This window comes from Microbacterium sp. Gd 4-13 (assembly GCF_003095395.1).
In the GTDB taxonomy this organism is placed as follows: Bacteria; Actinomycetota; Actinomycetes; order Actinomycetales; family Microbacteriaceae; genus Microbacterium.
In genome coordinates this window covers 147997-171538 of record NZ_QEIJ01000006.1, presented here as the reverse complement: position 1 = coordinate 171538, position 23542 = coordinate 147997, and the positions used below count along the sequence as shown (strand labels likewise).

Genomic DNA, 23542 nt, shown 5'->3' with positions numbered 1-23542 from the left:
CCCCCCCCCCCCCCCCCCCCCCCCCCCCCCCCCCCCCCCCCCCCCCCCCCCCCCCCCCCCCCCCCCCCCCCCCCCCCCAGATCACTCGACCCTACGACCGGCCACCGAACGGCGTCGGGGGCTTGCGCCTCCCGGCAGCTCGGCTCAGTGTGCCGCCGTCTCCCGAGACCCCGCGGCAGCGCGCACACCCCGTGCGCGGATGAGCACGAAGCCCCGCAGCGCCCGCGGCGCGCGCCACGGACCCGCGACCCAGCCCACGACCGCCGCCACCAGCGCTCCCACGATCACGAGCACCGCTGCGCCTCGGAGCGGCGAGAGAGCGGCATCGAGGAGAGCGTCGACCACCCCCGCAGGAATCTCCGACGAGACGATCCCGCCTGGGGCCACAGCGCCGACCACGGCGAGCGCCACCACGAGCACCGTCATCGTCGCGGCCACCGCGATCCCCGCCCACATCAGCGCGATCCACCGGCGCCGGGCGACCGCGACACCCGCGCCGATCAGCAGCAGCGCGACCCACGGCAACCACGCCCCCGAGACGACGGCGACGTCATATCCGCGCTGAATCGCGGGAAGAGCATCCGACTGCGCCACCGCGATCACCCTGTCGGTCGAGGGGATCTGGTCGGCGAACGTGAACCCGTCCGACACCAGCATCTGCTTCGCCGCGTCGACGATCGGTGCGAGCTGGATGCCGATCGAACCGTCGTCGCCCAGACCCACCAACGCATCCGGATCACCCTCGAGGGCTGCGGTCAGCTGCACGTGGCTGATTCGCAGCGTGTTCGTCCAGACCGTGTCGAACCCCTCGGATGCGACGAGGTCGCTCACCTTCGACCGCACGAGCGATTCGAGTCCCTCGGTAACCGATCCCTTCAACGCCTCCAGCGCCTGCGTCGCGACGGGACCGGTGCCGAGGCCGATGATGCCGTCGATGGCGTCGGAGGCGAGCTGCGCAATGCCGACCTGCTCAGCGATGACGCGAACAGTCTCGTCGGTGACGAAATCGCGCACCGCGGGGTCGTTCGCCAGCGGCGCGTAGGTCTCGACGAACCGGTCGGTGTCGGTGAGGGTCGTGTGCGCCCACGCCGCCGCGGCGGCCACCGGTGCGAGAAGCGCACCGACCACGATGAGAACCGCGGCCACGACGGTCCGCGCACGGCCTCGCTCCCGACGCCGGTCGGTCGGAGGCACCTCGGCGTCCCCACCGGTCGTGTGCGCCATCTCTCCCCCGTCGTCACCGCGAGCCCCACGCTCGCTGCCCACAGGGTAGTGCCGCGCACGACCGGCCGCGAGAAGAGCTCGACACCGGCGTCGGCGTCAGAACGAGTCGGCCGCCTCGTGCTCGGCGGAGCAGTAAGGATGCGCACCTCGCCAGACCGCACGGTGGGGGCGAAGCGGCGTGCCGCATTCTTCGCAGGTCACCGTCGTTTGTCCGTAGAGCATGCGGTTGACCGCATCTCGCAGGCTCGGGCCGGGGCTCGCGTGCGCTCGACGGACGGCCACGCTGGCCCGCCGCGGAAAGGCAATCGTCGCCATGTCATCTCCCTTGAGGCCCGCCCCGGTCAGGGGTGCCTCCGTTTCGGGGCGGGCTGTCGGTGAGCATACATCCGTGTCCCCCTTTTGGGGGACAAATCAGGAAAACCCTGGACTTGGAATTGAAAGTCGCCCAGAATTCGCCCGACATGAGAGGGATCTCACCCGCCGCGACCGCGTGGGGGTCTAGCTTGATCCACAACGGTCGATTCACTGGGGAGTCACCATGGTCATTCTTTTTCTGCTACTGCTCGTGCTCTACGTCGTGATCGCCGGCGGGGTGGCACTCGTCTTCGGGCGCGCCGCAGCATCCGCCGACCGTCGACAAGAGACGGAGAACTCCGAGCGCGAACAGCGCCTGAGCGCCGAGCGACCCGCCGTCACCTGATAGCCGACATCACGCGCTGAGCACGCCACGCGGCGAGCGCGGGCCGGATTTCACGCGCGTTAATATGCGGTGACCGATGCCGCGGGCGCCGCGCGGGACCCGAAAGTGAAAGAACGCTTACCTCCCCGTAACCGCCGATCGCCCGACGGCCGATACGCTCAGCCGTGTGACCACGGCTACCCGCATCGCGCATCTCGGTTCGCTCACGGGCGTCCGAGCGTTCGCCGTGTTCCTCGTCTTCTGGCATCACGCCACGAACCGCTTTGACGAGGTTCATTCCTCAGGCATGGTCGGGGTTTCGTTGTTCTACGTCATCAGCGGGTTCGTCATGGCCTGGACCGATCGACGCACCGACACAGCGATGACGTTTTATCGCAAGCGGTTCGCGCGCATCTACCCCGCCTACTTCGTCGTCTTCTTGTTGTCATGCGCCTGGCTGTTCCGCATCGGCGACCTCAATCTCACAGACTTGCCAGCCCTCTTTTTGGTACAGGCGTGGGTGCCCGACCAAGCGATCTACTTCGGAGCACAGGCGATCTTCTGGAGTCTGTCCTGCGAGATCTTCTTCTATGTCGTCTTCCCACTGATCCGCACGTTCACGCGTCAGCTCAACCGGAACGGGCTGTTCGCCCTCGGTGGCGTCGCGACGGTGCTGTCGATCACATGGGGGTCCGTCGGTGCTGCGTTCCCCGATGACACCACCCAGTGGGCGTTCGTCATCTTCCCTCCGATCCGGCTGCCCGAGTTCGTTGTGGGCGTGGTCATCGGCACTCTGGTGGCGGGCGGCTGGCGACCTCGTATCAGCCTCTGGTTCAGCATCCCGCTTGCGACGGCAGCCGTGGTCGCGGCGATGTTCCTGCCGTACCCGATGGGGCACTACGCGATCACGCTCATCCCGTTCGCGATCCTCGTTCTCTCCCTCGCCGTGAATGACCTCGAAGGTCGCCGTTCCTTCATGCGCTGGCCTTGGCTCGTTCGGCTCGGAGTCTGGTCGTACTGCATCTACCTCGTCCACGGACTCGTGCTGTGGACCGGCGACGCTGTCGGCCTGCGACTCGGATTTCCGCCCATCGTGGTGGTGCTCGCAGCCGTACCCCTCTCAATCCTTGCCGCGTGGCTGCTGCACGTCGCCGTCGAGCGACCTGCAGAGCGTTGGCTCCGTCCCGCTCGGCGTGCTCGTCTCGACGACGATGCGAAGGTGTAACCTTCGCCGCGGCGGTTTCATGCGCGTTAACAAGTAGTGGCGGATGCATCGCACCTGGCCGAGTCGGGCTAACCTCCCACGTATGGTGCGCGCTCGGGGCAACGACTCTGCGCCTCGCGTGCGCGTGCTCCACTCACTCGCACCGCCGGACGGCAAGACCCGCTACGTCGATCAGATGACGGAGGGGGCGCCCAACGATGTCGCAGTGACCTACTTCTCGTGGAAGTCGGCACTGCGGGGCGGCTACGACGTCCTCCATATCCACTGGCCGGAGCTTCTCCTCAGAGGTAAGACCCGCCGGATCCGGTTCGCAAAGCGTCAGGCGATGCGGGCCACTTTGATGCTTGCGAGGGCGCGACGCATCCCGGTGATCCGCACCGTGCACAACGTGAGCCCGCACGAATCGGGCACGCGTGCGGAGCGCCGACTCCTCGACCGCATAGACCGTGTCACGGCCATGTCGATCCTCCTCAATCCAACTACTGAGGTCCGGTCGCCCGCCCCGACCGTGACGATCCTCCACGGCCACTACCGAGACCGCTTTGCCTCGCACCCCCGCGCCCCGAAGGAGCCGGGCCTACTCCTCTACTTCGGAATCATCCGCCCGTACAAGAACGTCGAGGCCCTCATCGACACCTTCTCGTCGCGACCGCGCCCGGGATCGCGACTGCGAATCGTCGGGTCACCGACTACTGAGCTGCGCGAGCCCATTCGCCGGCGAGCGGCGGCAGCGGCGAACGTCTCTGCGGCGCTCGAGTTTGTCGATGACGGAGACCTGGTTCGCGAGATCAGCGCGGCCAGTCTCGTCGTGCTCCCCTACGCCGAGATGCACAATTCCGGTGCCGCTCTCGTGGCGCTCTCGCTCGATCGCCCCATCCTTGTGCCGCGAAGCCCGTCGAACACTGCGTTGTCTGCCGAGGTCGGGCCGGGATGGGTACTCGAATATGACGGGCCCCTCACCGACGCTGTACTGTCGGCCGGAGTGGATGCTTCTGCCTCCCTCGCCCCGAGCGATCGCCCAAAACTGACTGGCCGCGACTGGGACGAGGTGGGCCGTCGCCACCGCGACGTCTACATCGCCGCGATCGCGGCAGCCGGGGGAAGGAATCACCGATGAGAGTTCGGGTCGAATCAGGCGCCGTACGCATGATGGCAGCGACTGTGGCCATCGCGTCGCTCGCCGTTCTGGCGGGATGCGGAGGCGGCCGCACCGACATTCCCGATCCCACCTCGAAGGTAGAGCGCAACATCGTGTATCGCGAGATCGATGGCCAGACGCTGGCGCTCGATGCCTGCCTTCCAGTCAATGCGGACGAACCGGTCCCAGCCGTCGTGCTTGTGCACGGGGGCGCTTTCCAGGAAGGCGACCGCAAGACCATGTCGGGTATCTGCGGCGACCTGGCCGATGCGGGGTTCGCGGCGTTCTCGGTCGACTATCGACTCGTGCCGTCCATCTATCCCGCCCAGCAGGACGATGTCGCCGCAGCCGCCGAATGGCTTCGAGACGCGGCCCAGCAAGACAGGTTCAATCTGAACGATTCCATGTCACTGCTGGGGAGCTCTGCCGGTGCGATCATCGTCATGACGGCCGCTGCATCCCTTGCCGGAGCGGGCACCCCTGTCGATGCAGTGGTCGGCCTCTCGACGGCGGGGGTACTCACCGAGGACGCCCGCGAGCTCGGCTCGCCTCCGCCTGAGCTGGAGCTCGTGGTGCAGGGGTACCTCGGGTGCGCGAAGCTGACGGAGTGTCCGTCCGCGGTCGTCGCCTCGCCGGTCTCGGTCGCCGCCGCACTGCCACCCACGCTTCTCATCCACGGATCGGCGGAGCTGATTCCCCTCGCGCAAGCGGAGGCGCTCGTCGCCGCGATGAACGCCGCGGGCGTCGAGAACGAACTCGTCGTCGTGGACGGCGACAACCACGGCCTTAGCCTGCTGAACAGCAAGACGCGGGCATCGTTGTTCGATTTCCTCGAGGCAGCATCGTGATTCGACGACACAGTCCGACTAGAAGCCACAACATCGCGGCAATATGGCGACGGTAGATTCAGAAGGTCTCGAGGGTCTTGGGGGAACCGCGAGACGTGGTTTGTCTCACAGATCCCCCTTTGCACGGCTCGGCTCCTGCGCGACAGACGAACGGAACACGTCATGACTAGCACCACGGTCCTTCGATCCCTTCGGAAATGGTGGTGGGCCGTTGTCGTGCTTACCCTGATCGGCGGCGCCGCTGGCGCGCTGTCCGTCGTCATCATCGCTCCGACGTATAAAGCGACGGGCTCGCTGGTCGTGACGTACAACGCCCCCGTGGGCGCAAGCTCATCAGACCTCGCGCAAGCAAACAGCTTCGCGGTTCAGAAAGCTATCGCCTACCAGCAGATCGCGCTGTCGGAGAGAGTGTTGTCAGCCGTGATCACCGACCTCGGGCTCAGCGACACCCCGGAAGAGCTGGCACTCGACCTCGAAGTGGTCGCTCCGCTCAACACACCCATACTTCAGTTGTCGGGCAAAGCCGGCACGGCGCAGGATGCTGCGGTCCTTTCTCAGGCCTACATCACGGCGTTCACCAACGTGATCACCGAGGTCGAGACTCCGGCAACCGGTGGGGCGGCCCCCGTTCGCATCGAGACCCTTCAAGACCCGGTCGCGCCCCCCGAGCCCGAGACGCCCGACCTGCTCGTGAACACCGCGGTAGGCCTCGGCGCGGGTCTCGCGGTCGGCCTCATCTGGCTCGCGGTCGCTGCGGCGACCGACCGCCGCATCCACACCCGTGACGAGATCACCGCGACGGCGGCACTGTCGAAGCGCCGCATCCTCGGCGGAGTACCCGCGGCGCACGGCGCGGCCGGCGTGGCCCTCGTCTCCCAGCCGCTCGGTCGAGAGGCAGAGGCCTATCGCACGATCGCCGCCACTCTGGGTCACACACCCGATGCGCGCCTGGGTGTCGTGGCTATCGCGGCCGCAACCCCCCGTGACAACACCTCCGCCCTCACCGCCAACATCGCTCTGGCCATGAACGAGTTCGGTGTCCGTGTGGCTGTCATCGACGCGAACCTCCGCTCGGGTCGCCTCTCCGCACTGCTCGGCCTGACAGGGCCAGGCCTGGCGGAGGTGCTGCGCGGAGACGCCGAGCTCACCCCGTCGCTGCACCAGACCGAGGGCATCACCGTGCTCGCGGCGGGCAAGAGCGTCGACAGCCCTGCCGAGCTGCTCTCGGGGGCAGAGCTCGGCAACGTGGTGAAAGAGCTTCGTGCGTCGCACGACATGGTCTTCATCGATGCTCCGCCCGCGCTTCCGCTCAGCGACACGATCTTCGCCGCGTCCGTCGCCCAGTCGACGGTCTTGGCGGTATCGGCGGGCCGCGTCACGACCGGCCAGCTCGATTCGGCGGCGCAGGCCCTCGAGGCCGTCGGCGTCGAGGTCATCGGCGTGGTGATGATGAACGCCCCCGTGCGAGGCAGCGACGCCGACCCGTCGACGTCTCTCTACCGCGAGCTGCAACCGGCTCGCAAGACCGACTGACCGGATAGCTCAGCCGTGCGCATTGCGATCCTCACGACCAAGCTCAGTGGTGGCGGTGCGGAGTTCGTCGCGCGCGTCTGGGCGGAGTGGCTTGCGGCCCACGGGCACGACACTCGCATCATCACGACCTCGCCGACGGATGAGACCCGGCTGCCGGGCGGCGCTCGGGTGCGCCCGCTCGGCGCGACGGGGCACGCCCGACTCGTTCGAGCTCTGCGGCGCGAGCTGATCCGCGAGCCGGCCGACGCTCTCGTCGCGGTGCAGAGCTACCCGAACCTGCTCGCGCTGGCCGCTACCGTCAGGTTGGCGAATCGGCCGGCCGTGTTGATCAGCGAGCGCAACATCACCTCGCGCGAGGGGGAACCCCCGACGCGCGGAGAGCGTCTGAAGCTGCTGGCCGCTCAGCGCTTCTATCGCCGAGCCGATGTCGTGGTCGCCATCTCCCACCCCGTCGCCGCCGAACTGATCGGCGCGTACGGCGTGCTGCGCTCCCGTCTGGTCATCGTGCCGAACCCGGCAGGGCAGCGTTCCGAGGTGAGGGCACGTCACCGGCAGCAACCCTCGCCCTTCGATCCGGAGGCACCGCTCAACCTGGTTCTGCCCATGCGGCTCGTGCCTCAGAAACGGGCTCCGCTGGCCGTGGCGGCGGCCGCGATCCTGCGCGCGCAGGGCGTGGACGCACGGTTGGTGTGCTTCGGCCAGGGACCGGGCCTGGATGAACTGGAGCAAGCTGCACGTGCGGCCGAGGTGCCGCTTTCCATTCCCGGCTGGACGTCGGACTGGGTCGCTGACACCCCGGCCAACGCGATCGCGGTGCTGCCGTCCTACCGCGAGGGTTTCGGCAACGTGCTGGTCGAGGCCGCCTTGGGCGGCATACCGAGCGTCGCGGTCTCGAACTCCTACGGCGTTGCCGACGCTCTCGTTCCCACGATCTCGGGCGAACTGGCCCTTGCGGGCACCCCCGAAGACCTGGCCGCCGCCATCCTCCGCGCACGCTCCGCATCGATCGGTCGCGTCGACGAGTGGGCTCGGCGCTTCTCGAGCGACAACAGCGGGGCGCTCTTGTTGCGTGCGATCGAGAAGGCCACGCGACGCACGTCCCGCACCGGCCCACGCCCCCGGCCGACCGTGATGGTGTCGGCGGTGGGCCAGTTCGACAACGTCGGCGATACGGTCCTGCGCCGCGGTTTCCTCGACCATCTCCGCACCCTCGGCCCGCTGCGCGTGTACGTCGGAGACAAGTCGGACGACTACATCAGCGGCCTCGGCCTGCAGCAGGGCGACATCGCCGTCCGCAATGGCGCCCAGTGGCGTCGGGCGGTCTCACGTCAGCTCCTCGCCGGGCGCGGCATCTATGCCTTCGACACCGGCGAGACCGAAGCACAGGCGCCGTTCGCGCGCCGATATCTCAAGCTCGCCCCGCTCCTCGCGATCAACCGGCTTCGCGGCGGCTTCGCCGTGCAGCTGGGAACGGGCGTGCGCGAGTCGACTCCGTGGCGCCGGCCGATCGCTGCGGTGCTGCGCGTGTGCACGATGGTCACCTGGCGCGACGACATGAGCCGTCGCATCATGGGAATCGGCTCGGTGACCCCCGACTGGGCGTTCGCGCTGGGGTCCGACGACGAGCTCCTCACGGACGACGCTCGACCCCGGCCCTTCCTCGCCATCGCGGTGCGCCAGGGCCTCAGCCATGCGGCACGCGACAAGCCGACGGCAGAGTGGATCGCGACCGTTCGCCGGCTGGCGGACACTCTCGGTCTCGAGCCGGTCGTGCTCGCGCAGATCGAACGCGACGGCCCCCTCGCCGACGAGCTGGCGGAGCGACTCGGATGCACGGCAATCACCTGGGTCGACGACAATCACGCGCGCCAAGAGGAGCGCCTGCGCTCCGTCTACCGCGACAGCGCGATCATACTCACCGACCGCCTGCATGCGGCTGTCATCGGAGCCACCGAGGGTGCGGTGCCGGTCGCTCTCACCACCGGTCCGCTCGACAAGGTCACGCGGACTCTCGAGGGGGCGAACATCGTCGGCACCAGTGTGCCCCGCGCCCTTCCCTCGTACGACGAGGCGCTGTCGGTGATGACGGATGCGCTGAGTCGCCGCTCCGAGATCATGCGTGCTGTCGGGCACGCTCGAACCGTCCTGAACGACCTCACCGCCGCTCTGCGCACGCGCACCCACGGATAGGAAGCCGGCCATGACCAGTCCACTCGTGTCCGTCATCATTCCCGCTTACCGCGCTGCGGAGCATCTGTCTGCTGCGGTCGACCGGCTCGATCGCCAGACGATCGAGGCCCCCTTCGAAATCGTCATCGTCGACGACGGTTCTGACGACGGCACCGCGCAGACCGCCGAAGCACTGGCGCAGACCTACCCCCGGGTCCGCTTCTTCGCCCTCCCCGAGAACGGGGGTGTCGCGAGAGCGCGCCAGCGCGCGGTCGCGGAGGCGCGGGGCGAGTTCCTGTGGTTCGTCGACGCCGACGACACGTGGCCGGATGACGCCCTGCGCACACTCGTCGCTCTTGCGCAGCGCAACGATGCCGACATCGCGGTCGCTGACGCGGAATTCGTCTACAGAGACGGCACGCATCGAAGACTCTCCGCTCCGGTCTCGGCTCCCACCTCGGGCCGAGAAGGATTCCGCATGCTCCTCCGAGGAGAGATCACCGGGCACCTCTGGAACAAGTTGTTCCGTCGCGAGGTCATGACCAGGGCGTCATTCGCCCCCGCCCGGGTGCAATCAGACCTCGTCATGGTCGCCGATGCACTCACTCACGCACGCCGCGTAACATATTCGTCACCACTTGTTTACCAGTATTTACTGAGAGACGACTCGATCATAAATTCGGTATCGAAACGATCCGATAGCCTCGCTATTATCGACGCAGCAGTCAACCGAGACGCTGCAGGTCTCGGTCTGAAGGCATCGAACGATTACCGCTATTTCCGCGCTCGGTACATCCATCTGTCAGGTCTGAAGGATGCCCTGTTCGCGGGCTATTCCCCCGCCGAGCGGGCAATTCTGATCTCGGAGCGACGACGCGCCCTCACCATGCAAAACATGTGGGCGGTCGCTCGACGACGCGATATGAGGCGCCTCGCACTATGCATCACGGCGAAAACATCTGTGCGTGCTCACCGCGCACTGCTCGCCCTCGCCGAGAGGTAGCCGCAAGGTAGGCGAGCGCCTTTCTGTTCGCCGATCTCAGGGGCTGATGATGTTCGACCGACCCATCACAAGGCCTAGCGCCTTTCTTCTCGCATTCCTGGTTGCCTTGACGGGTGTGCTGATCTCGACTCCGGCAACGCCCGCACAGGCGGCCACCGTCTCCTCCGCAGGGACATATGAAGACAGCTCGCCCAACATCACCTACACGGGCAGCTGGTCGCGGCTCTCGTCGTCCGGGTCCAGCGGCGGCAGCATCCGCCACACGAGTTCGACAACCGCGTCCGCGACCCTGACCTTCACGGGTGCGTCGATCACCTGGTACACGTGGAACTCCCCCACCGCAGGAATCGTGAACGTCATCGTGGATGGCAAGACCGTCGCCACCGTCGACAACTACGCACCCTCGAGTACCACCGGCATCGTCGGCTATCAGGCCGACGTCGGTCCTGGCACCCACACGATCAAGATCGTCGGGTCGGGACAGAAGAACGCGAAATCCAGTTCGCGCATCACGCACATGGATTCTTTCGTCGTCGGCGCGGTTCGCTCCGTGCCCAACCTCGACACCCCCGGACGCATCGGCGAGTGCCCGGACGCGACGACGACGGTCTCCACCGCTGCCGAGCTCACCGACGCGCTCGGTAGCGCACAGCCCGGGTCGGTCATCCGACTCAACGACGGCGTCTACACCGGCGAGTTCACGCTGCAGGTAGTCGGAACCGCTGCCCAGCCGGTCTGGCTCTGCGGCGGGCGAGGGGCCGTGCTCCAGACGGGTTCGGTGAACACGGGCCTGGCGTTGCGGGTGCATTTCTCGGCCCACGTGCATGTCGCCGGGTTCAGCGTGACGACCTCGCTCCAGGGCGTGATGGTGAAGAACAGCCGCGATGTGACCGTCAGCGACCTCGCGGTGTCGAACATCGGGTACGAGGGCATCCACCTCTACGCGCAGACGACCGACAGCGCCGTGCAGTACAACACCATCAGCCGCACGGGAGTCCGTGACGTCGCGTACGGCGAGGGCGTGTACATCGGCACGTCTCAGCGCCGGTGGTCAGAGGTGACGGCGGGCCTGCCCGACAAGTCCGACCGAAACAAGATCATCATGAACACGATCTCCGATACGGGCGCAGAGCACATCGAGGCCAAAGAAGGAACGACGGGAGGAATCATCGGGGGGAACACCCTGTCCGGATCCCTCCCCGGGTCCCGCTCCCTGGGGTGGGTGCTGGTCACCGGGAACGCCTGGACGATTGCCTACAACGACGGTTCCGATGCGGTCGAGCATGCATATTCGTCGATGGTGTGGTCGAATTGGGGGTACGACAACGAATTCTTCGCTAACACGGGGACGGCGAACTCCTCTGGGTACGGCGTCTGGGTTCACGACAAGAACCGCCGGGTGAAGGTTGCGTGCGACAACGACATCACCTCATCCGGAAGCGGGCTCACGAATGTCTTCTGTTCTCCATGACGAACATCGTGACCACAACGAACACCAGAGCGACGGGCGCCGCATCGCGGTTATCGTCACTCGGCTGACGGGCGGCGACGCCGAACACATCGGAGTGGACCGCCTGCGTTGGCTGGCCGGCGCGGGGTACGACGTCACCGTCGTCCCCGTGTCGGCCGAGCCGGCCGACCGTTCTCTCGCCCTGCCGGCCGCGGTGACGGTGAGGTACCCCGACGGAGGGCGGAGCGGGAAGGTCCGCAGCATCCGTCGCCTGCTGTCGGAAACGCCGTTCGACATCGTTCTCGCCCTGCAGACCGGGCCGAACCTGCTCGCGGCGGAGGCCGTCGCCGCAATGGCGGCGAGGCCGATCCTCGTGCTCACCGAGCTCGAACTTCTCACGTCCGGCCTCGCTCGCCCCGGTATCACCGCGATGCGACGGATCCGGCGCGCTCGGCGCGCGTATCCGGAGGCCGACCTGGTGATCGGCTCGTCCCATCCGATCAGCGCCGAACTCAGCGCCGCCTTCGGCGTGCCGGCGAGTCGGAGCCTGGTCGTTCACGACCCGGTGCTCCCCGCCGCCGCGAACCCTATCGCGCGCTCGATCGATCCATCGGCCGGTATCCAGCTGGTCATCGCCAACCTCCTCGTCGCCGCGACCCGGCCCCACCTCGCGATCCTCGCGGCGCGAGACCTGAACTCCCGCGGTGTGCCCACGCACGTCGTGGCCCACGCCGAAGGGCCTCTGGCCCGCGAGGTGGCGGCTCTCGCGAAGCGCTCCGATGTGACGTTCACCGTCTCACCGCGCGGCGAAGGGTGGGCCGCCCAGCTCGCCCCGAACGCGGTGGTGCTCCTTCCTCACCGTGCGGTCGGGCTCGGCCGCGTTCTGGTCGAAGCCGCGGCGCACGGCGTCCCGTCGGTAGGCATCTCGACCGCCTTGGGCGTCGCCGATGCCCTCATCCCGGGCATCACCGGTGAACTCGCCTTCGATGATTCACCGTCTGCGATCGCGGACGCCGTGTACGCGGCTGCCCGCCTGGGAGTGACGGGAATCGAAGGCTGGCTCGACCGGTTCTCTTCCGCCACGAGTGGTGCGGTGATGGGCCGAGCTCTCGACTACGCAGCCGCGCAGCGCGTGGCCGTCTGAGGTGCGGGTCCGCCGCAGGTACGCGTTAGCCGCTGTCGCTCTCGCCCTCGCCTTCTTCTGCGTCACGCTGTCTGTCTCGCTCTCCCCGACGACCTCAGGGGAGCCGTCGCCGACACACACCGAGGCGGTCGAGGACCGTACCCTGACGACCAGTGGTGACGCCGAGTACCTCGCCGGGTACGAGTACCTCCGGGGCGTGAACGTCTACAGCTTGATCTTCACCGGCAAGGGCATTCCGGTGGCAGCGCTGGGTGAGCCTCAGTCCAGCTACGACTTTCTCGCGGAGCGCGGCGTGAAGATCGTTCGTCTCGCCGTCCCGTGGCAGCGCCTGCAGGAGATACCCGACGGCGGCGACGCCATCGACGGCCTGAACGAGCCCGTGAACGTCGAGTATCTCGAGATGGTCGCGGAGCAGGTGCGCCGTGCCGGAGCGGCGGGTATCCGCACCGTCATCGACCTGCACAACGGCTGCACCTACCCATGGGGGGCCGCCGCACCCATCGAGGGCAGCGTCCTCTGCGGGCGGGGCATCACCGAAGCCCACGTGACATACATCTGGTCCACCATCGCCGAACGCTTCCGCGACGATCCGAACGTCGCGGCGTACAACATCTTCAACGAGCCGCGCTTCCAGGTGGGCGTAGACGTCTACATGTACTACTCGCAGGTCGCCGTCGACGCGATCCGCGCGACCGGCGACACCCACTCGATCTGGGTGGAAGGCATGCTCAGCGACGAACGCGGCCGGCTCGCCTCGATCGCCCCCTGGGGTCCGTGGATCATCGACCCGCTCGGCCGCATCATCTACTCGGAGCACTTCTACGCGGATTCGCAGCTCGAGTACATCGCCGAGGAAGAGACGCGCACCATCCTCACGCGACTGCGAACGTTCGGCGACTGGTGCACGCGCTGGGAGGTGCACTGCGCTGTCGGGGAGGTCGGATGGGCTGCGGGCGGGCCCGGCGAGCAGTTCTCGCAGGAGTCGGCCGACGGGTGGGCCGCCCTCTTCGAGGAGTTCTACACGATCGCCGACCAGTACAAGCTGGACGTCACCTACTTCGCGGCGTCGGGAACCCACCGGTTCGGAATGCTCCTCGCCTACGTGCCGAGCCAACCCGGCATCCCCGCTCGCAGCGGCATCGACACGGCGCGCTCGCAGGCCGAAGTGATCGAACGGCACCTGTCGAAACTCGCCGGCGAGTAAGGCGCCGCACCTTCGGCCTGCGCGCCACGAAAATCGGCCAACGATTGTTGCACGCTCGCTAGCTTCGCGTAAAGAGCGCGACACCAGATTGTGCACTGGGTTTCCGCTAGGCGTATCTTGTTCACAGGGGGACGCGAACAGATCGCGATCCATCTCTTCACTGGGGGAACGGTGGCGGGGTGGCGCGGTCGTCGTCGTCGATTCGACGTCATCGCAAATGGGGGCATCGCACGTGGGGGAAGAGATCCCGGGTTCCGGGGGGAAAGTATTGTTCGTGTGCTCGAGCGGGGGGCACCTCACCGAGCTTCTGAGGCTGCACCGGCGCTTCGATTCCGATCCAGAGAGCCTGTGGGTCACCTTCGACACACTTCAGAGCCGCCACTTGCTCGAAGGTCAGCGGATGGCGGCACTGCCCTACATCGGGCCCCGCGATCTGCGCGGCACGATCGCCGCGGTGCCCGCACTCGAAAGGATTCTGCGCGGGGAGGGCTTCGACGCCGCCATCAGCACAGGCGCCGCCGTGGCGACGACGGCATTACCGCTCGCCGCCTTGCACGGCATCCCGAGCACCTACGTAGAGAGCGTCAGCAGGCTCAAGGGCCCCTCACTGACGGGGCAGATCCTCCGGCACACGCCGGGCATTCACCTGCGAACGCAGAACCCCCAGTGGGCCGACTCTCACTGGAAGGCATATCCCAGCGTCCTGGAGGACTTTCGGAGCGAGCCGACCACCGATCGCAAGGCCATCCGCAAGGTGTTCGTCGCTCTCGGGACCATTCAGGGCTACCGCTTCGACTCGGTCATCGATTCGTTCCTGGCTACTGGTCTGGCCAACCCCGAGACCGTATGGCAGCTGGGGTATACCTCGCGTGATGATCTCCCGGGCCAGGTCCACGACTTTTTGCAACCCGACGAGTTCAACCGGCAGGCTCGTGAGGCGGACCTCGTCATCACTCACACCGGCGTCGGAACCCTGGTCGACATGCTCGCGTCGGGCATTTACGCGGTCTATGCGGTCCGGCGCGCCTCTCGAAACGAGCACGTCGACGATCACCAGGTGGAGCTCGCAGATCTCGTCACCTCGATGGGCGTGGGCATCCCGGTGGAAGGACCCGACCTCACGCGCGAGATCTGCGAGCGCGCGGCCCGGCGACATGTGATCGACAACGCCCGTCTCGACCCGGTGTGGCGCGCAGCGTGACGGGGCGCGATCGAGCAGACGGTTCTCCGAAGCAGCGACGCCAGATCTTTGCGGTCGGTCGAGGCCAGTACGAGAACATCGGCGATGTGCTCCTGCGTCGTCCGCTCCTCGACTGGGTGCGCGAAGCGGGCCGTCTTCACGTGTACGTGGGTCATTCTCCCGATGGCTATGACGCGGGGCTCGGGCTCCGAAGTGACGATGTCGTCTATCGCTCCTTCGCGCGGTGGTACCTCGCGCTGTTGAGAGCGGCAGTCGCCGGCAGAGCCGACTCCGTCTACAAGCCCGGAGAGGTGCAGCTGACCCTGATCGGCATGAAAGAACACGTCGTGATGTTGCCCGCCGTTGCGCTCGTCCGGGCCCGTGGTGGCCGAGTCGCACGCATCGGCGCCGGAGCGCGTAACTTCGCCCGACTGCCCCGCGCGATCATGTGGCCGTCGAGCGCGCTCAGCAACTACACGCGGTGGCGAGACGACCACACCGCGCGCTACCTCGGGTTCGGCTCATCGATGCCTGACCTCGGATACAGCGATGGACTCTCGGACGACCTTCTGCGCGCCTCCGCGGTCGCGCCGTCGGACGACCGCGACCTGCTGGTGGTCTCACTGCGCGAGGACGACGAAGTCGCTCCTCGTCCTTATCCGGATTCTGCGTGGATCGAGGGCATCCGAGAGGCGGCGAAGCGCCTAGGGCTGCGGATCGCCGTCGCCACGCAGGTTTCGGTGGACGACGAGCGCACCCGGCGGCTCGCGGTGGATCTCGACGCGCACGAGATCGTCGACTGGCCTGTCCTGGCCGGACATCTCGATCAGGAGCAGCGCCTTCGCGCCCTCTACCGGCGTGCGCGCATCGTCGCGAGCGATCGGCTGCACGTGATCATCGCCGGGTACACGGAAGGAGCCGTCCCCGTAGGCCTGCAGCTCGATGACTCCTTGAAGATCTCACGCCACTTCGACACGATCGGCGTGCACGACATCTCCATCAACACCATCGGACTGTCGCCCTCCGAACTTGCCATGCGGATCGTCATGGTCGACGAGCGCCGCGCCGACATCCTCGAGGCGCTCCCGCACGCGCGGACGCGCCTCCTCGGGGTGAAAGAGGATCTGCACCGCCTCCTGCGGCGTGCGGGCTCCGGTCGCCCAGATGCCGAGCGCGCCGCACCCGATCAGCATGGCGCGCGCGGCAGGCAATCGCGCCCTATCGTCTACCACGTCGGGCGGGCCGGTGACGTCCCGGGAGGCATGACGCAAGTCATCAACGCCTACCTCGGGTGGGCCTTCGAGGGATGCGATGTCGACGTGATCGTATCTCGCGGCAACCCCGGCGATCACGTGACCGGAGTCCGTCACCTTCTCGCCGCGCGCACCCGGATCGCAGAGATCGCCCGCTCCCGCCGCCCCGCCGTCATCGTCGTGCACCTCTCCGAGCGTGGGTCATTTCTCCGCGAGGGCCACCTCGCCGCGTTCGCAGCACGGCTCGGCTTGCCGGTGATCGCGCACCTGCACGGCAGCGAGTTCGCCCGATACGAGCGAGAGCACTCTGCGACGGTCGCCAAGGTGCTGGGCGTGTGCGCGCATGTCATCGCCCTATCGGAGGAGACGCGATCGATCGCCGCCGGCCTAGTCGGAGCCGATCTGGTCAGCCTCCTACCAAACGCCATCCCCGTCGCGGACCCGGTCGAGAAGCAGAAGACTGTCGTCTTCGGTGGCGTCGTCTCTTACCGGAAGGGTATTGACGTGCTTCAGGAAGCGTGGCGACGACTCGCTCTGCGCCACGAGGATTGGACGTTGCTCATCGCGGGCCCGGTTCGCGACGCTCAGCTTGTCGACGATTGCTTGACGCGCGCCACCTTCCTCGGAAGCGTGTCGCACGAGCACCTCATGCGCTTACTCGACGAAGCATCCGTCGCCGTCCTGCCGTCCCGGGACGAAGCGATGCCGATGTTCATTCTCGAAGCGATGGCTCGCGGCACCAGCGTCGTATCCACGTCTGTCGGTGGCATCCCCGCGGTACTCGGCGGCGGGCACGGTGTCGTGGTGGCCCCCGACGACGTGGACGCTCTCGTCGTGGGCCTAGAAGGCCTGATGTCCGACGCGGAGCGCCGCGACCGGATCGCCAGCCGGGCGCACGAGCGATTCATCTCGCACTACTCGGCGGAAGCGGTGTTCCCGAACGTCGAGAGGGTTTGGCTCTCGCCTCTCGGTGCGCTGCCGGACCTTGTCGACCACCCTCCGCACGGCTAGGACGGCCATGGCGATCAGCCGACGACTTCCTCGCCGCCGCGCGGCTCCCGCCATCGCAGCGGTCTTGCTCGCCGCTCTGACCATCGCAGCCGTCATCGTCATCCCTCGCGCCTTCGTCGGCCCCGCTCCCCCACCGTTCTCTACTGTCGACCCCGACTACCTCGACGGCAACGACTATCTGCGCGGAGTCAACGTCTACAGCCTGATCTTCGCGGGGGGTGGCGTCGCCACCGCCGATGTGGGCGAGCCGCAAACGAGCTACGACTTTCTGAGCGGGCGGGGCGTCTCGATTATCCGCCTTGCCGTGCCGTGGCAGCGCCTTCAGACGATTCCCGCAGGTGGCACCGCCGCCGACGGTCTGGAGCAGCCGATTGACACCGAGTACCTCGACATGGTCGCCGAACAGGTGCGTCGTGCCGGAGCGGCCGGCATCCGCACGGTGATCGATCTGCACAACGGCTGCACCTACCCCTGGGGCGCGGGCGAGTTCGTGGAAGGGAGCCTGCGGTGCGGCGACGGCATCTCCGAGCAGCACGTCACGACGATCTGGTCGACGATCGCCGAGCGTTTCCGGGACGACGGGAACGTCTTGGCCTACGACGTCTTCAACGAACCCCGATGGTCGGTCGGTGTCGACACCTACAAGCGGTTCGCCCAGGTGGCGGTCGACGCCATCCGCTCCACCGGCGACGCGCACACGGTGTGGATCGAGGGCATCCTCAGCGACACGCGCGGTCGCCTCTCAGCGATCGCGCCGGACGGGCCCTGGATCGTCGACGAGCTCGGGCTCGTGATGTATTCGGAGCACTTCTATGCCGATGAGCGAGGGCCGTTCGAGCCGGGCATCGTAGCAGAACAGGTCTTCGACCGGCTGCGCGAGTTCGGCGACTGGTGCGAGCGCTGGGGCGTGCGGTGCTCGGTCGGCGAGGTCGGGTGGCCCTCCGGAGGTCAAGGCGGGGTCTACTCCCGTGAATCGGCCGAAGGCTGGAACGCCTTCTTCGAGCAGTTCTACTCGATCGCCGACGAATACAGCTTCGACGTCACCTACTTCGCAGCGTCCGGATCCAGCGATGCCGGCACTCTCTTGGCCTACGTCGCCAGCGTGCCCGGCATCCCCTCCACCAGTGGCATCGACACGGCGCTGTCGCAGGCAGAGGTGATCGAGCGGCACCTCACCCGACCTAAGAGTGGGTGAGGTGCGCGCACGACGCCTCGTTAGTTGCGGATCGTGACTCGCACCGCCGACGAAGTGCCGGTCTTCCCCGCCGCGTCGCTCGCCCTTGCCGTCAGCGTGTACGCGCTATTGGGCACCGTCGCGGTGTCGAACGACACCCGCCACTCGCTGGCGCTGTATTTCGTCGCGGCCGCGAGAAGCCTCGTGCCCGAGTAGATCCCGGCGCTGACGACGCCGACGTTGTCCGTGGCGGAGATCCGAGCGGTGACCGTTCCCTTGATGGTCTGCCCCGCGGTGGGCGAGATGAGACTCACGGAGGGCGCCTGCGTGTCGACCACCACAGGGGCGTCGGGAACGCCCCACCTGTCCATAGCCGCCGCGAAGTCGAGCTTGACGAACCCAGGCGTGCTGTGTCCGTTCGTATGAGTGCGCACAGAGGCCTCGGCTGCGGTCGAACTCGCGCGCTGCTGGAGCGCGAGTCCGTGCGACCCCGGGGGCACCGTCGTATCGCTCTCGTTCGGTGTCGAGACGACGACGCGCAGTCGCTTGCCCTGCCACGCCGAGGCGGCGTGTCGCGCCGGATTGGCGGCGTCGATCGCGGCAACGTCGGGGAAGGCGCTCAACATTGCGTCGCGCTGGATCCCGCCCGCGTCGTAGTGCGCTCGCAGGTCGTACGTACCGTTCACGGTGTAGAGCCCCGCGACGTTCGCGATGATGCCTCGCGCATATGTCTCCACCGCAAGGGCCCCGCCCGCCGACGTGGCACGGAGGACATTCGTCGAGATATTGAAGACAGAGTTCATGTAGGCGGTGCCCGCTTCCTGCAGCGCTACCGCCGTAGGGTGCGAGTAAAGCGTCCCGCCAGCCGTCTGGCAGATCGCGATCGACCCCCGGTCCACCACCGCCTCGGAGTGCGAGAGGAACCCCGCCTGAAGCGCGTTGTGATCGGTGCGGGCACCGTGATAGAACCACACAACGGGAACGGGCGCACCGCCGGGCTTCGCAGTCTGCGGCACGAAGATGCGTGCGACGTCGCCGTTGATGCGTACGTTGATGTTGTCGTACTGCGTGCCGGCCGCAGTCCGCTGGTTCGCTTTGCGGTAGTACTCGGCCGGCAACGTCGGCGTCGCCCCTGCCGCCGTGGCCGGTGACAGCGACGACCCCGCGAGGGCGAGACCGCCCAGCCCTCCCGCGGCCCCGGCCAGGAACACCCGTCTCGAAAGGCCGCCCCCGCTATTACCCTTCTGCTCAACATTCTTGTTCATGGCACTTTCCCGTCGTCTGAGAGATCGAGAAGGCCGGATCGCGCTTCCCCCCACGGAACATGGCATCACACCTGGGCGGGTTAAGCACTACTGAATTGCGAAAGGCTTGTTTCAAGACCGTTAAACCTCGCCCCGCGTATCATCCGGTCTCTTCTGCACCTCCGTCGTGGCCGCGCCCCCGTCGGGTGCGCGATCGCGTTCCGAGGCGGGAACCGACCGTGGCGTCTTCGCGCGGAAGGGATAGACGAACAGCCAGGAAACGCGGGTGAGGTAGCGCGTCAGAACGATGGAAACCACGATCACCGCAGCAGTCATGCCGGCGAGCAGGAGCAGCCCCCGGTCGGGGAGAGGATCGTCGAACGCTGGGATCAGTGAGAGCCCCGCGGCGAAGAGCGCGATCACGAACACGTGCACGAGGTAGATGTTCAGGGCGCGCTGCCCGATGTAGCTCACCCAGCCGAGAAACCGCAGTCGCACGAGGTACACCGCGAGCGAGAACACGGCTGCGACGACGAGCGCCTCACCCACGAGCACGACGCCGGGGACGTAGATGGCAATGGGAGCGGCAAAGACCAGTCCGCAGAACGCTAGGAAGGCCGCCCATAGCAAGAACGCCTTCCACGCGCGCGTGGACTCGACGGCGGAGTAGATGCGTCGGTGGAACGCCGTCCCGATCACGAAGAAGATCAGGTACTCCGCCATGCGGTTGAATCCGCTGTTGCCAGTGTCGAGCATCCCCGAAGCAGCGAACGCCCCGACGACTGCGGCAATGGCGAGTAGCACCGCGATCGGCGCTTTGCGGAACACCCAGACTACGAGCGTGAAGAGAAAGAGCGCATAGATAAACCAATACGAGCTGATCGGCCAGAAGAGAATCCCCAGCAGCGCGAGCGGGTCCTGCGCCGAGCTGCCCGCCCCATCCGAACGAACATTGGGGGCGATCAGGTAGAAGATAAACCGGATGACAGACCACAGCACGTAGAGGTACAAGTACTGCCGTAGGCGACGTCGCCATAGGTCGGCGAACGACCAGGTGCCGATGCGAGCCTGGAACATTCCAGATATCAAGAAGAAGGCCGGCATTGGAAAGAGGTCGAGCACGATTCGGGCCCGACCAATACCTGCGATGTCCATGCCCGTAGATGTCAGGAAAAGCGCCGCGTGGTAGGCGACGATCAGAATGATCGCCACTCCTTTGACGAAATCGACCCAGTCTCGTTTTCCGACGTCATCGCGCAGCAGCACGGTGCTCCGAGCTTTCGTTGTCCCCACTCTTACATTCCCCCCGTTGGCCGGCTAACCCGCAGCGCCGGCACCGATTCGTTCGATGTTCGCCCGCGCCGCCCCACGGGCACGGACCAGTCCGCGTTCGACACGCGCCCGGCTGTCGTCTGAGTCGAGGATGCTGCGCACCACGGCGACCATCTCCTCCCCCATCCCGCGCCTCGGCGTGACACACAGTTCCGGCCAATCGAAGAGCCTCATGAGACCCTCGACTTTCCCCTGCGTCGCGACGGTGACCGCCGGCACTCCCCTTGAGAGCGACATCACCGCGAGATGCATCCGGCCGGTGATCGTGACGGTCGCCGCGTCGGCCAGCGTGCGAATGACCGAGGGAGCAAGCATCTCTTCGATCAAGGTCACGCCCGCGCCACCGACCGAGGCCGCGACACCTCGACAGGCCAAGAGATCGTCGGCCGTTGTGCGTATGACATGCGGAAGAAGAACGACATGCAGTCCGCGTGAGCGCAGCTCCTCGATGAGCAACGCATACTCGGGCACCTGATCGACCGTGCGGGCGATCAGGCCGCTCGCGTTGACGAGGGCATACGGGCGCGGCAACGACGCGGCCACGTCGGGGAGCACCGGGGCCAGCCGATCGTCGGTGAAGACGATGTCGGCCGTTTCGACCACCCCGACAATGCCCGCATCCCGAACCCTTCTCGCCGATTCGGGATCACGCAGCAGCAGTCGCGCCCCCGCCTGCCCGGCCGCGCGCAGGGCGTCCCACGCGGGGCGAGGTGCGGCACTGTTCCAGCTGAACCCGATGACGGTCGTATCGAATCCTCGGCGCGCGGCGGAGGCCGCGAGGGTCGCTCGCCGTATCGAGGGTCGCAGCGTGTAGACCCCGTCCATGATGTCGGCACCGATGATCGACACGCTCGCGGCGCCGGTCAGTACCCGCCCGAGGGCACGGACATCACGTTCGTGCGCCGACCCCTGCCCGTAGAACAGGTTCGGCAGCGCCTCGATCCTCGCGTGCTCGGCGAGGTCGGCGGGAAGGTGGAAGTCGTCACGGGCACGGGTGATGATCGTGACGGGCTTGTCGGCCGCGGCGACGAACGCCTCGACCATGGCCTGGTCTCCGATGTTCCCGGCTCCCGGAGGGGCGACGAGCACGTGATGCGACGAGCCCGGACTCCCCACGGAGGCCTCGACCAGAGCACCGAACCGGCGACGCGTGTGTCCCACACGGTCGACGAGTCCGCGTGCCTCTTTCTTCACGCGCTGTGTGATCCTGCGCAGTTTCATAGGTCGGCCTCCTGGGGCTCCGTCGACGGCGGGGCGGTGCGGGCAGACCTCTGACGCTGAAAGAACCGGCGCGCGCCCGCCATGGCCCTCACGTCGCGGCGGAAGGGAGGAAAGACCAGGGCGATGATGGCGAGTGCCGCGAGGAGAACGGCCGCCCCGACGAGGATGCGCACGATCGAGAGGCTCTCGGGGATGGCCATCGTCGACGCATACGACGCCGCGGCGGCCAGCGCATAGACCACGATCGTCCGCAGCGCTCCGACGAACAGCCGCCCCGCCGGGGCGATCGAACCGCGCACGAGCCAGACGATGCCCATGGGCCACAGGAGCGCGTTGCCCAGGGCGTACGCCCAGGCGACGCCTTCCACTCCCCAGAGGGCTCCCCCGATGATGAGCCCGATGACGAGAGGCCGCGTGATGAGGGTGTACCAGAACTGTCGCTTGGTCCGGCCGAGCGAGAGCACGACCCAGTACGTGGCGAAAGAGGCCGCCTGGAAGAGTCCGGCGACGGCCAGGATCTGGAACAGAGGCACCGATGGCGCCCACTGCGATCCCAGCGAGATGGCGATGATCGGCGCGGCCTGCGCGACGCAGAGCGCAAGCACGAGGCTCACGATGTTCAGGAGGGTGATCTGCCCGAATGTGAGGAACTCCCGGTAACGCGCCGGCTCGTCACGGAGTCGTGACAGCGTGGGAAGCGCGACCCTCGACGAGGGCGCGTTGATCTGATTCAGAGGCAGCGACATGAGCTGGAACGCCCGGTTGTAGAAGCCGAGGCTCGAGGCGCCGAAGACGCGTCCGATCACGAGAGCGTCGACGTTGCGACTCGCGTAGACGAGCACCTGGGAGGCGACGAGCGGCCCACCGAAGGTGAAGAAGCTGCGCATCTCCTCACCCCGTCGGGGCAGTCCCGGCATCCACCGTGCCACGAACGGCAGGATCAGCACCTGGAAGAGCACCTGGATGACCTGCTGCGCGACGAGCGCCCAATACCCGAAGCCCGCGACCGCCAGGATCAGCGCGATTCCGAGACCCACGGCCTGCGCGGAGATCTCCACGGACGCGAGCGCACCGAAACGGAATCGGCGGTTCAGATCGGCCCGGAACTGGGTCGAAATACCGTTGAGCAAGAACGTCGCCGACAGCGCCAACGTCACCGCGATGAGTCGATCGTCGTCGTAGAACGCGGCGATCGGTACGGCGAGCGCGGCGACGATCCCGGTCAGGAGCGCTCCGATGCCGGTGTTGATCCAGAACAGGTTCGATCGCTGCCCGACGGAGAGCGTCTTGGCCTGGATGGCCGCGCTCGACAGACCGAAGTCACGAAGAATCTCGCCGACTCCGATGATCGCGATCACCATCGTGGTGAGCCCGTAATCGGCCGGAGAGAGCAGTCTCGCCAGCAGAACGATACCGCCCAGCTGCACGAGGATGCGTATCCCCTGCGCCCCGAGAGTCACCGCGGCTCCCCGCGATGCGACGGCCCCGAGACCTCGCCCCCCCGAGCCCA

18 protein-coding genes are annotated in these 23542 nt (G+C 67.1%); 13 read left to right on the top strand and 5 right to left on the bottom strand.

Going from position 1 to position 23542, the window contains the following annotated elements; translation table 11 throughout:
• Window positions 1-144: 144 nt before the first annotated feature.
• On the bottom strand, window positions 145-1224 hold the full coding sequence (locus tag DEA06_RS12750) for a hypothetical protein (RefSeq protein WP_116648376.1): 1080 nt from the start codon (window positions 1222-1224) through the stop codon (window positions 145-147).
• A gap of 538 nt (window positions 1225-1762) precedes the next feature.
• Between DEA06_RS12750 and DEA06_RS16605 the strand changes: the two genes are divergently transcribed.
• The 13 genes from DEA06_RS16605 (at window position 1763) to DEA06_RS12690 (ending at window position 18256) form a co-directional block, all read left to right on the top strand.
• Window positions 1763-1924, top strand: coding sequence for a hypothetical protein (locus tag DEA06_RS16605; RefSeq protein WP_165818005.1), 162 nt, complete (start codon window positions 1763-1765; stop codon window positions 1922-1924).
• Between the two features lie 166 nt (window positions 1925-2090).
• Window positions 2091-3128, top strand: a complete 1038-nt coding sequence (locus DEA06_RS12745) for an acyltransferase (RefSeq protein WP_116648375.1) — start codon at window positions 2091-2093, stop codon at window positions 3126-3128.
• An 82-nt stretch (window positions 3129-3210) separates the two neighbouring features.
• Entirely contained in the window at window positions 3211-4245 is a 1035-nt protein-coding gene (locus tag DEA06_RS12740; RefSeq protein WP_116648374.1) for a GDP-mannose--glycolipid 4-beta-D-mannosyltransferase, read from the top strand.
• Between the two features lie 29 nt (window positions 4246-4274).
• Window positions 4275-5114: an alpha/beta hydrolase gene (locus tag DEA06_RS12735; RefSeq protein WP_165818004.1), complete on the top strand. Its 840-nt coding sequence runs from the start codon at window positions 4275-4277 to the stop codon at window positions 5112-5114.
• Between the two features lie 162 nt (window positions 5115-5276).
• Complete coding sequence (locus tag DEA06_RS12730) at window positions 5277-6647, top strand: polysaccharide biosynthesis tyrosine autokinase (protein WP_116648372.1); 1371 nt, start codon at window positions 5277-5279, stop codon at window positions 6645-6647.
• Between the two features lie 15 nt (window positions 6648-6662).
• The gene (locus DEA06_RS12725) at window positions 6663-8837 is read left to right on the top strand and encodes a glycosyltransferase (protein WP_116648371.1); all 2175 of its coding nucleotides are present in this window, start codon (window positions 6663-6665) and stop codon (window positions 8835-8837) included.
• A 10-nt stretch (window positions 8838-8847) separates the two neighbouring features.
• Window positions 8848-9819: a glycosyltransferase gene (locus tag DEA06_RS12720; protein WP_116648370.1), complete on the top strand. Its 972-nt coding sequence runs from the start codon at window positions 8848-8850 to the stop codon at window positions 9817-9819.
• Window positions 9820-9934: 115 nt separating this feature from the next.
• A complete protein-coding gene (locus DEA06_RS12715) occupies window positions 9935-11290 on the top strand; it encodes a right-handed parallel beta-helix repeat-containing protein (RefSeq protein WP_165818003.1) in 1356 nt (451 codons plus the stop codon).
• Complete coding sequence (locus DEA06_RS12710) at window positions 11271-12413, top strand: glycosyltransferase (RefSeq protein WP_116648368.1); 1143 nt, start codon at window positions 11271-11273, stop codon at window positions 12411-12413. Before DEA06_RS12715 ends, DEA06_RS12710 begins: the two co-directional genes overlap by 20 nt.
• A gap of 1 nt (window position 12414) precedes the next feature.
• Window positions 12415-13617 (top strand): cellulase family glycosylhydrolase, encoded by a 1203-nt coding sequence (locus DEA06_RS12705; protein ID WP_116648367.1) that lies wholly within the window; start codon window positions 12415-12417, stop codon window positions 13615-13617.
• 232 nt (window positions 13618-13849) lie between these two features.
• Window positions 13850-14818, top strand: a complete 969-nt coding sequence (locus DEA06_RS12700) for a glycosyltransferase (RefSeq protein ID WP_165818002.1) — start codon at window positions 13850-13852, stop codon at window positions 14816-14818.
• Window positions 14815-17061: a glycosyltransferase family 4 protein gene (locus DEA06_RS12695; RefSeq protein WP_133241766.1), complete on the top strand. Its 2247-nt coding sequence runs from the start codon at window positions 14815-14817 to the stop codon at window positions 17059-17061. The genes DEA06_RS12700 and DEA06_RS12695 overlap by 4 nt, the downstream gene beginning before the upstream one ends.
• 7 nt (window positions 17062-17068) lie before the next feature.
• Window positions 17069-18256 (top strand): cellulase family glycosylhydrolase, encoded by a 1188-nt coding sequence (locus DEA06_RS12690; RefSeq protein ID WP_116648364.1) that lies wholly within the window; start codon window positions 17069-17071, stop codon window positions 18254-18256.
• Between the two features lie 20 nt (window positions 18257-18276).
• On the opposite strand, the gene DEA06_RS12685 is transcribed toward DEA06_RS12690, so the two are convergent.
• From DEA06_RS12685 to DEA06_RS12670, 4 genes are all read right to left on the bottom strand, one after another.
• Entirely contained in the window at window positions 18277-19500 is a 1224-nt protein-coding gene (locus tag DEA06_RS12685) for an Ig-like domain-containing protein (RefSeq protein ID WP_133241765.1), read from the bottom strand.
• A 120-nt stretch (window positions 19501-19620) separates the two neighbouring features.
• Window positions 19621-20745, bottom strand: coding sequence for an acyltransferase family protein (locus DEA06_RS12680; RefSeq protein ID WP_165818001.1), 1125 nt, complete (start codon window positions 20743-20745; stop codon window positions 19621-19623).
• Between the two features lie 51 nt (window positions 20746-20796).
• Complete coding sequence (locus DEA06_RS12675; protein ID WP_165818000.1) at window positions 20797-22005, bottom strand: polysaccharide pyruvyl transferase family protein; 1209 nt, start codon at window positions 22003-22005, stop codon at window positions 20797-20799.
• Window positions 22006-22028: 23 nt separating this feature from the next.
• Window positions 22029-23492: a lipopolysaccharide biosynthesis protein gene (locus tag DEA06_RS12670; protein WP_205781277.1), complete on the bottom strand. Its 1464-nt coding sequence runs from the start codon at window positions 23490-23492 to the stop codon at window positions 22029-22031.
• Window positions 23493-23542: the final 50 nt, after the last annotated feature.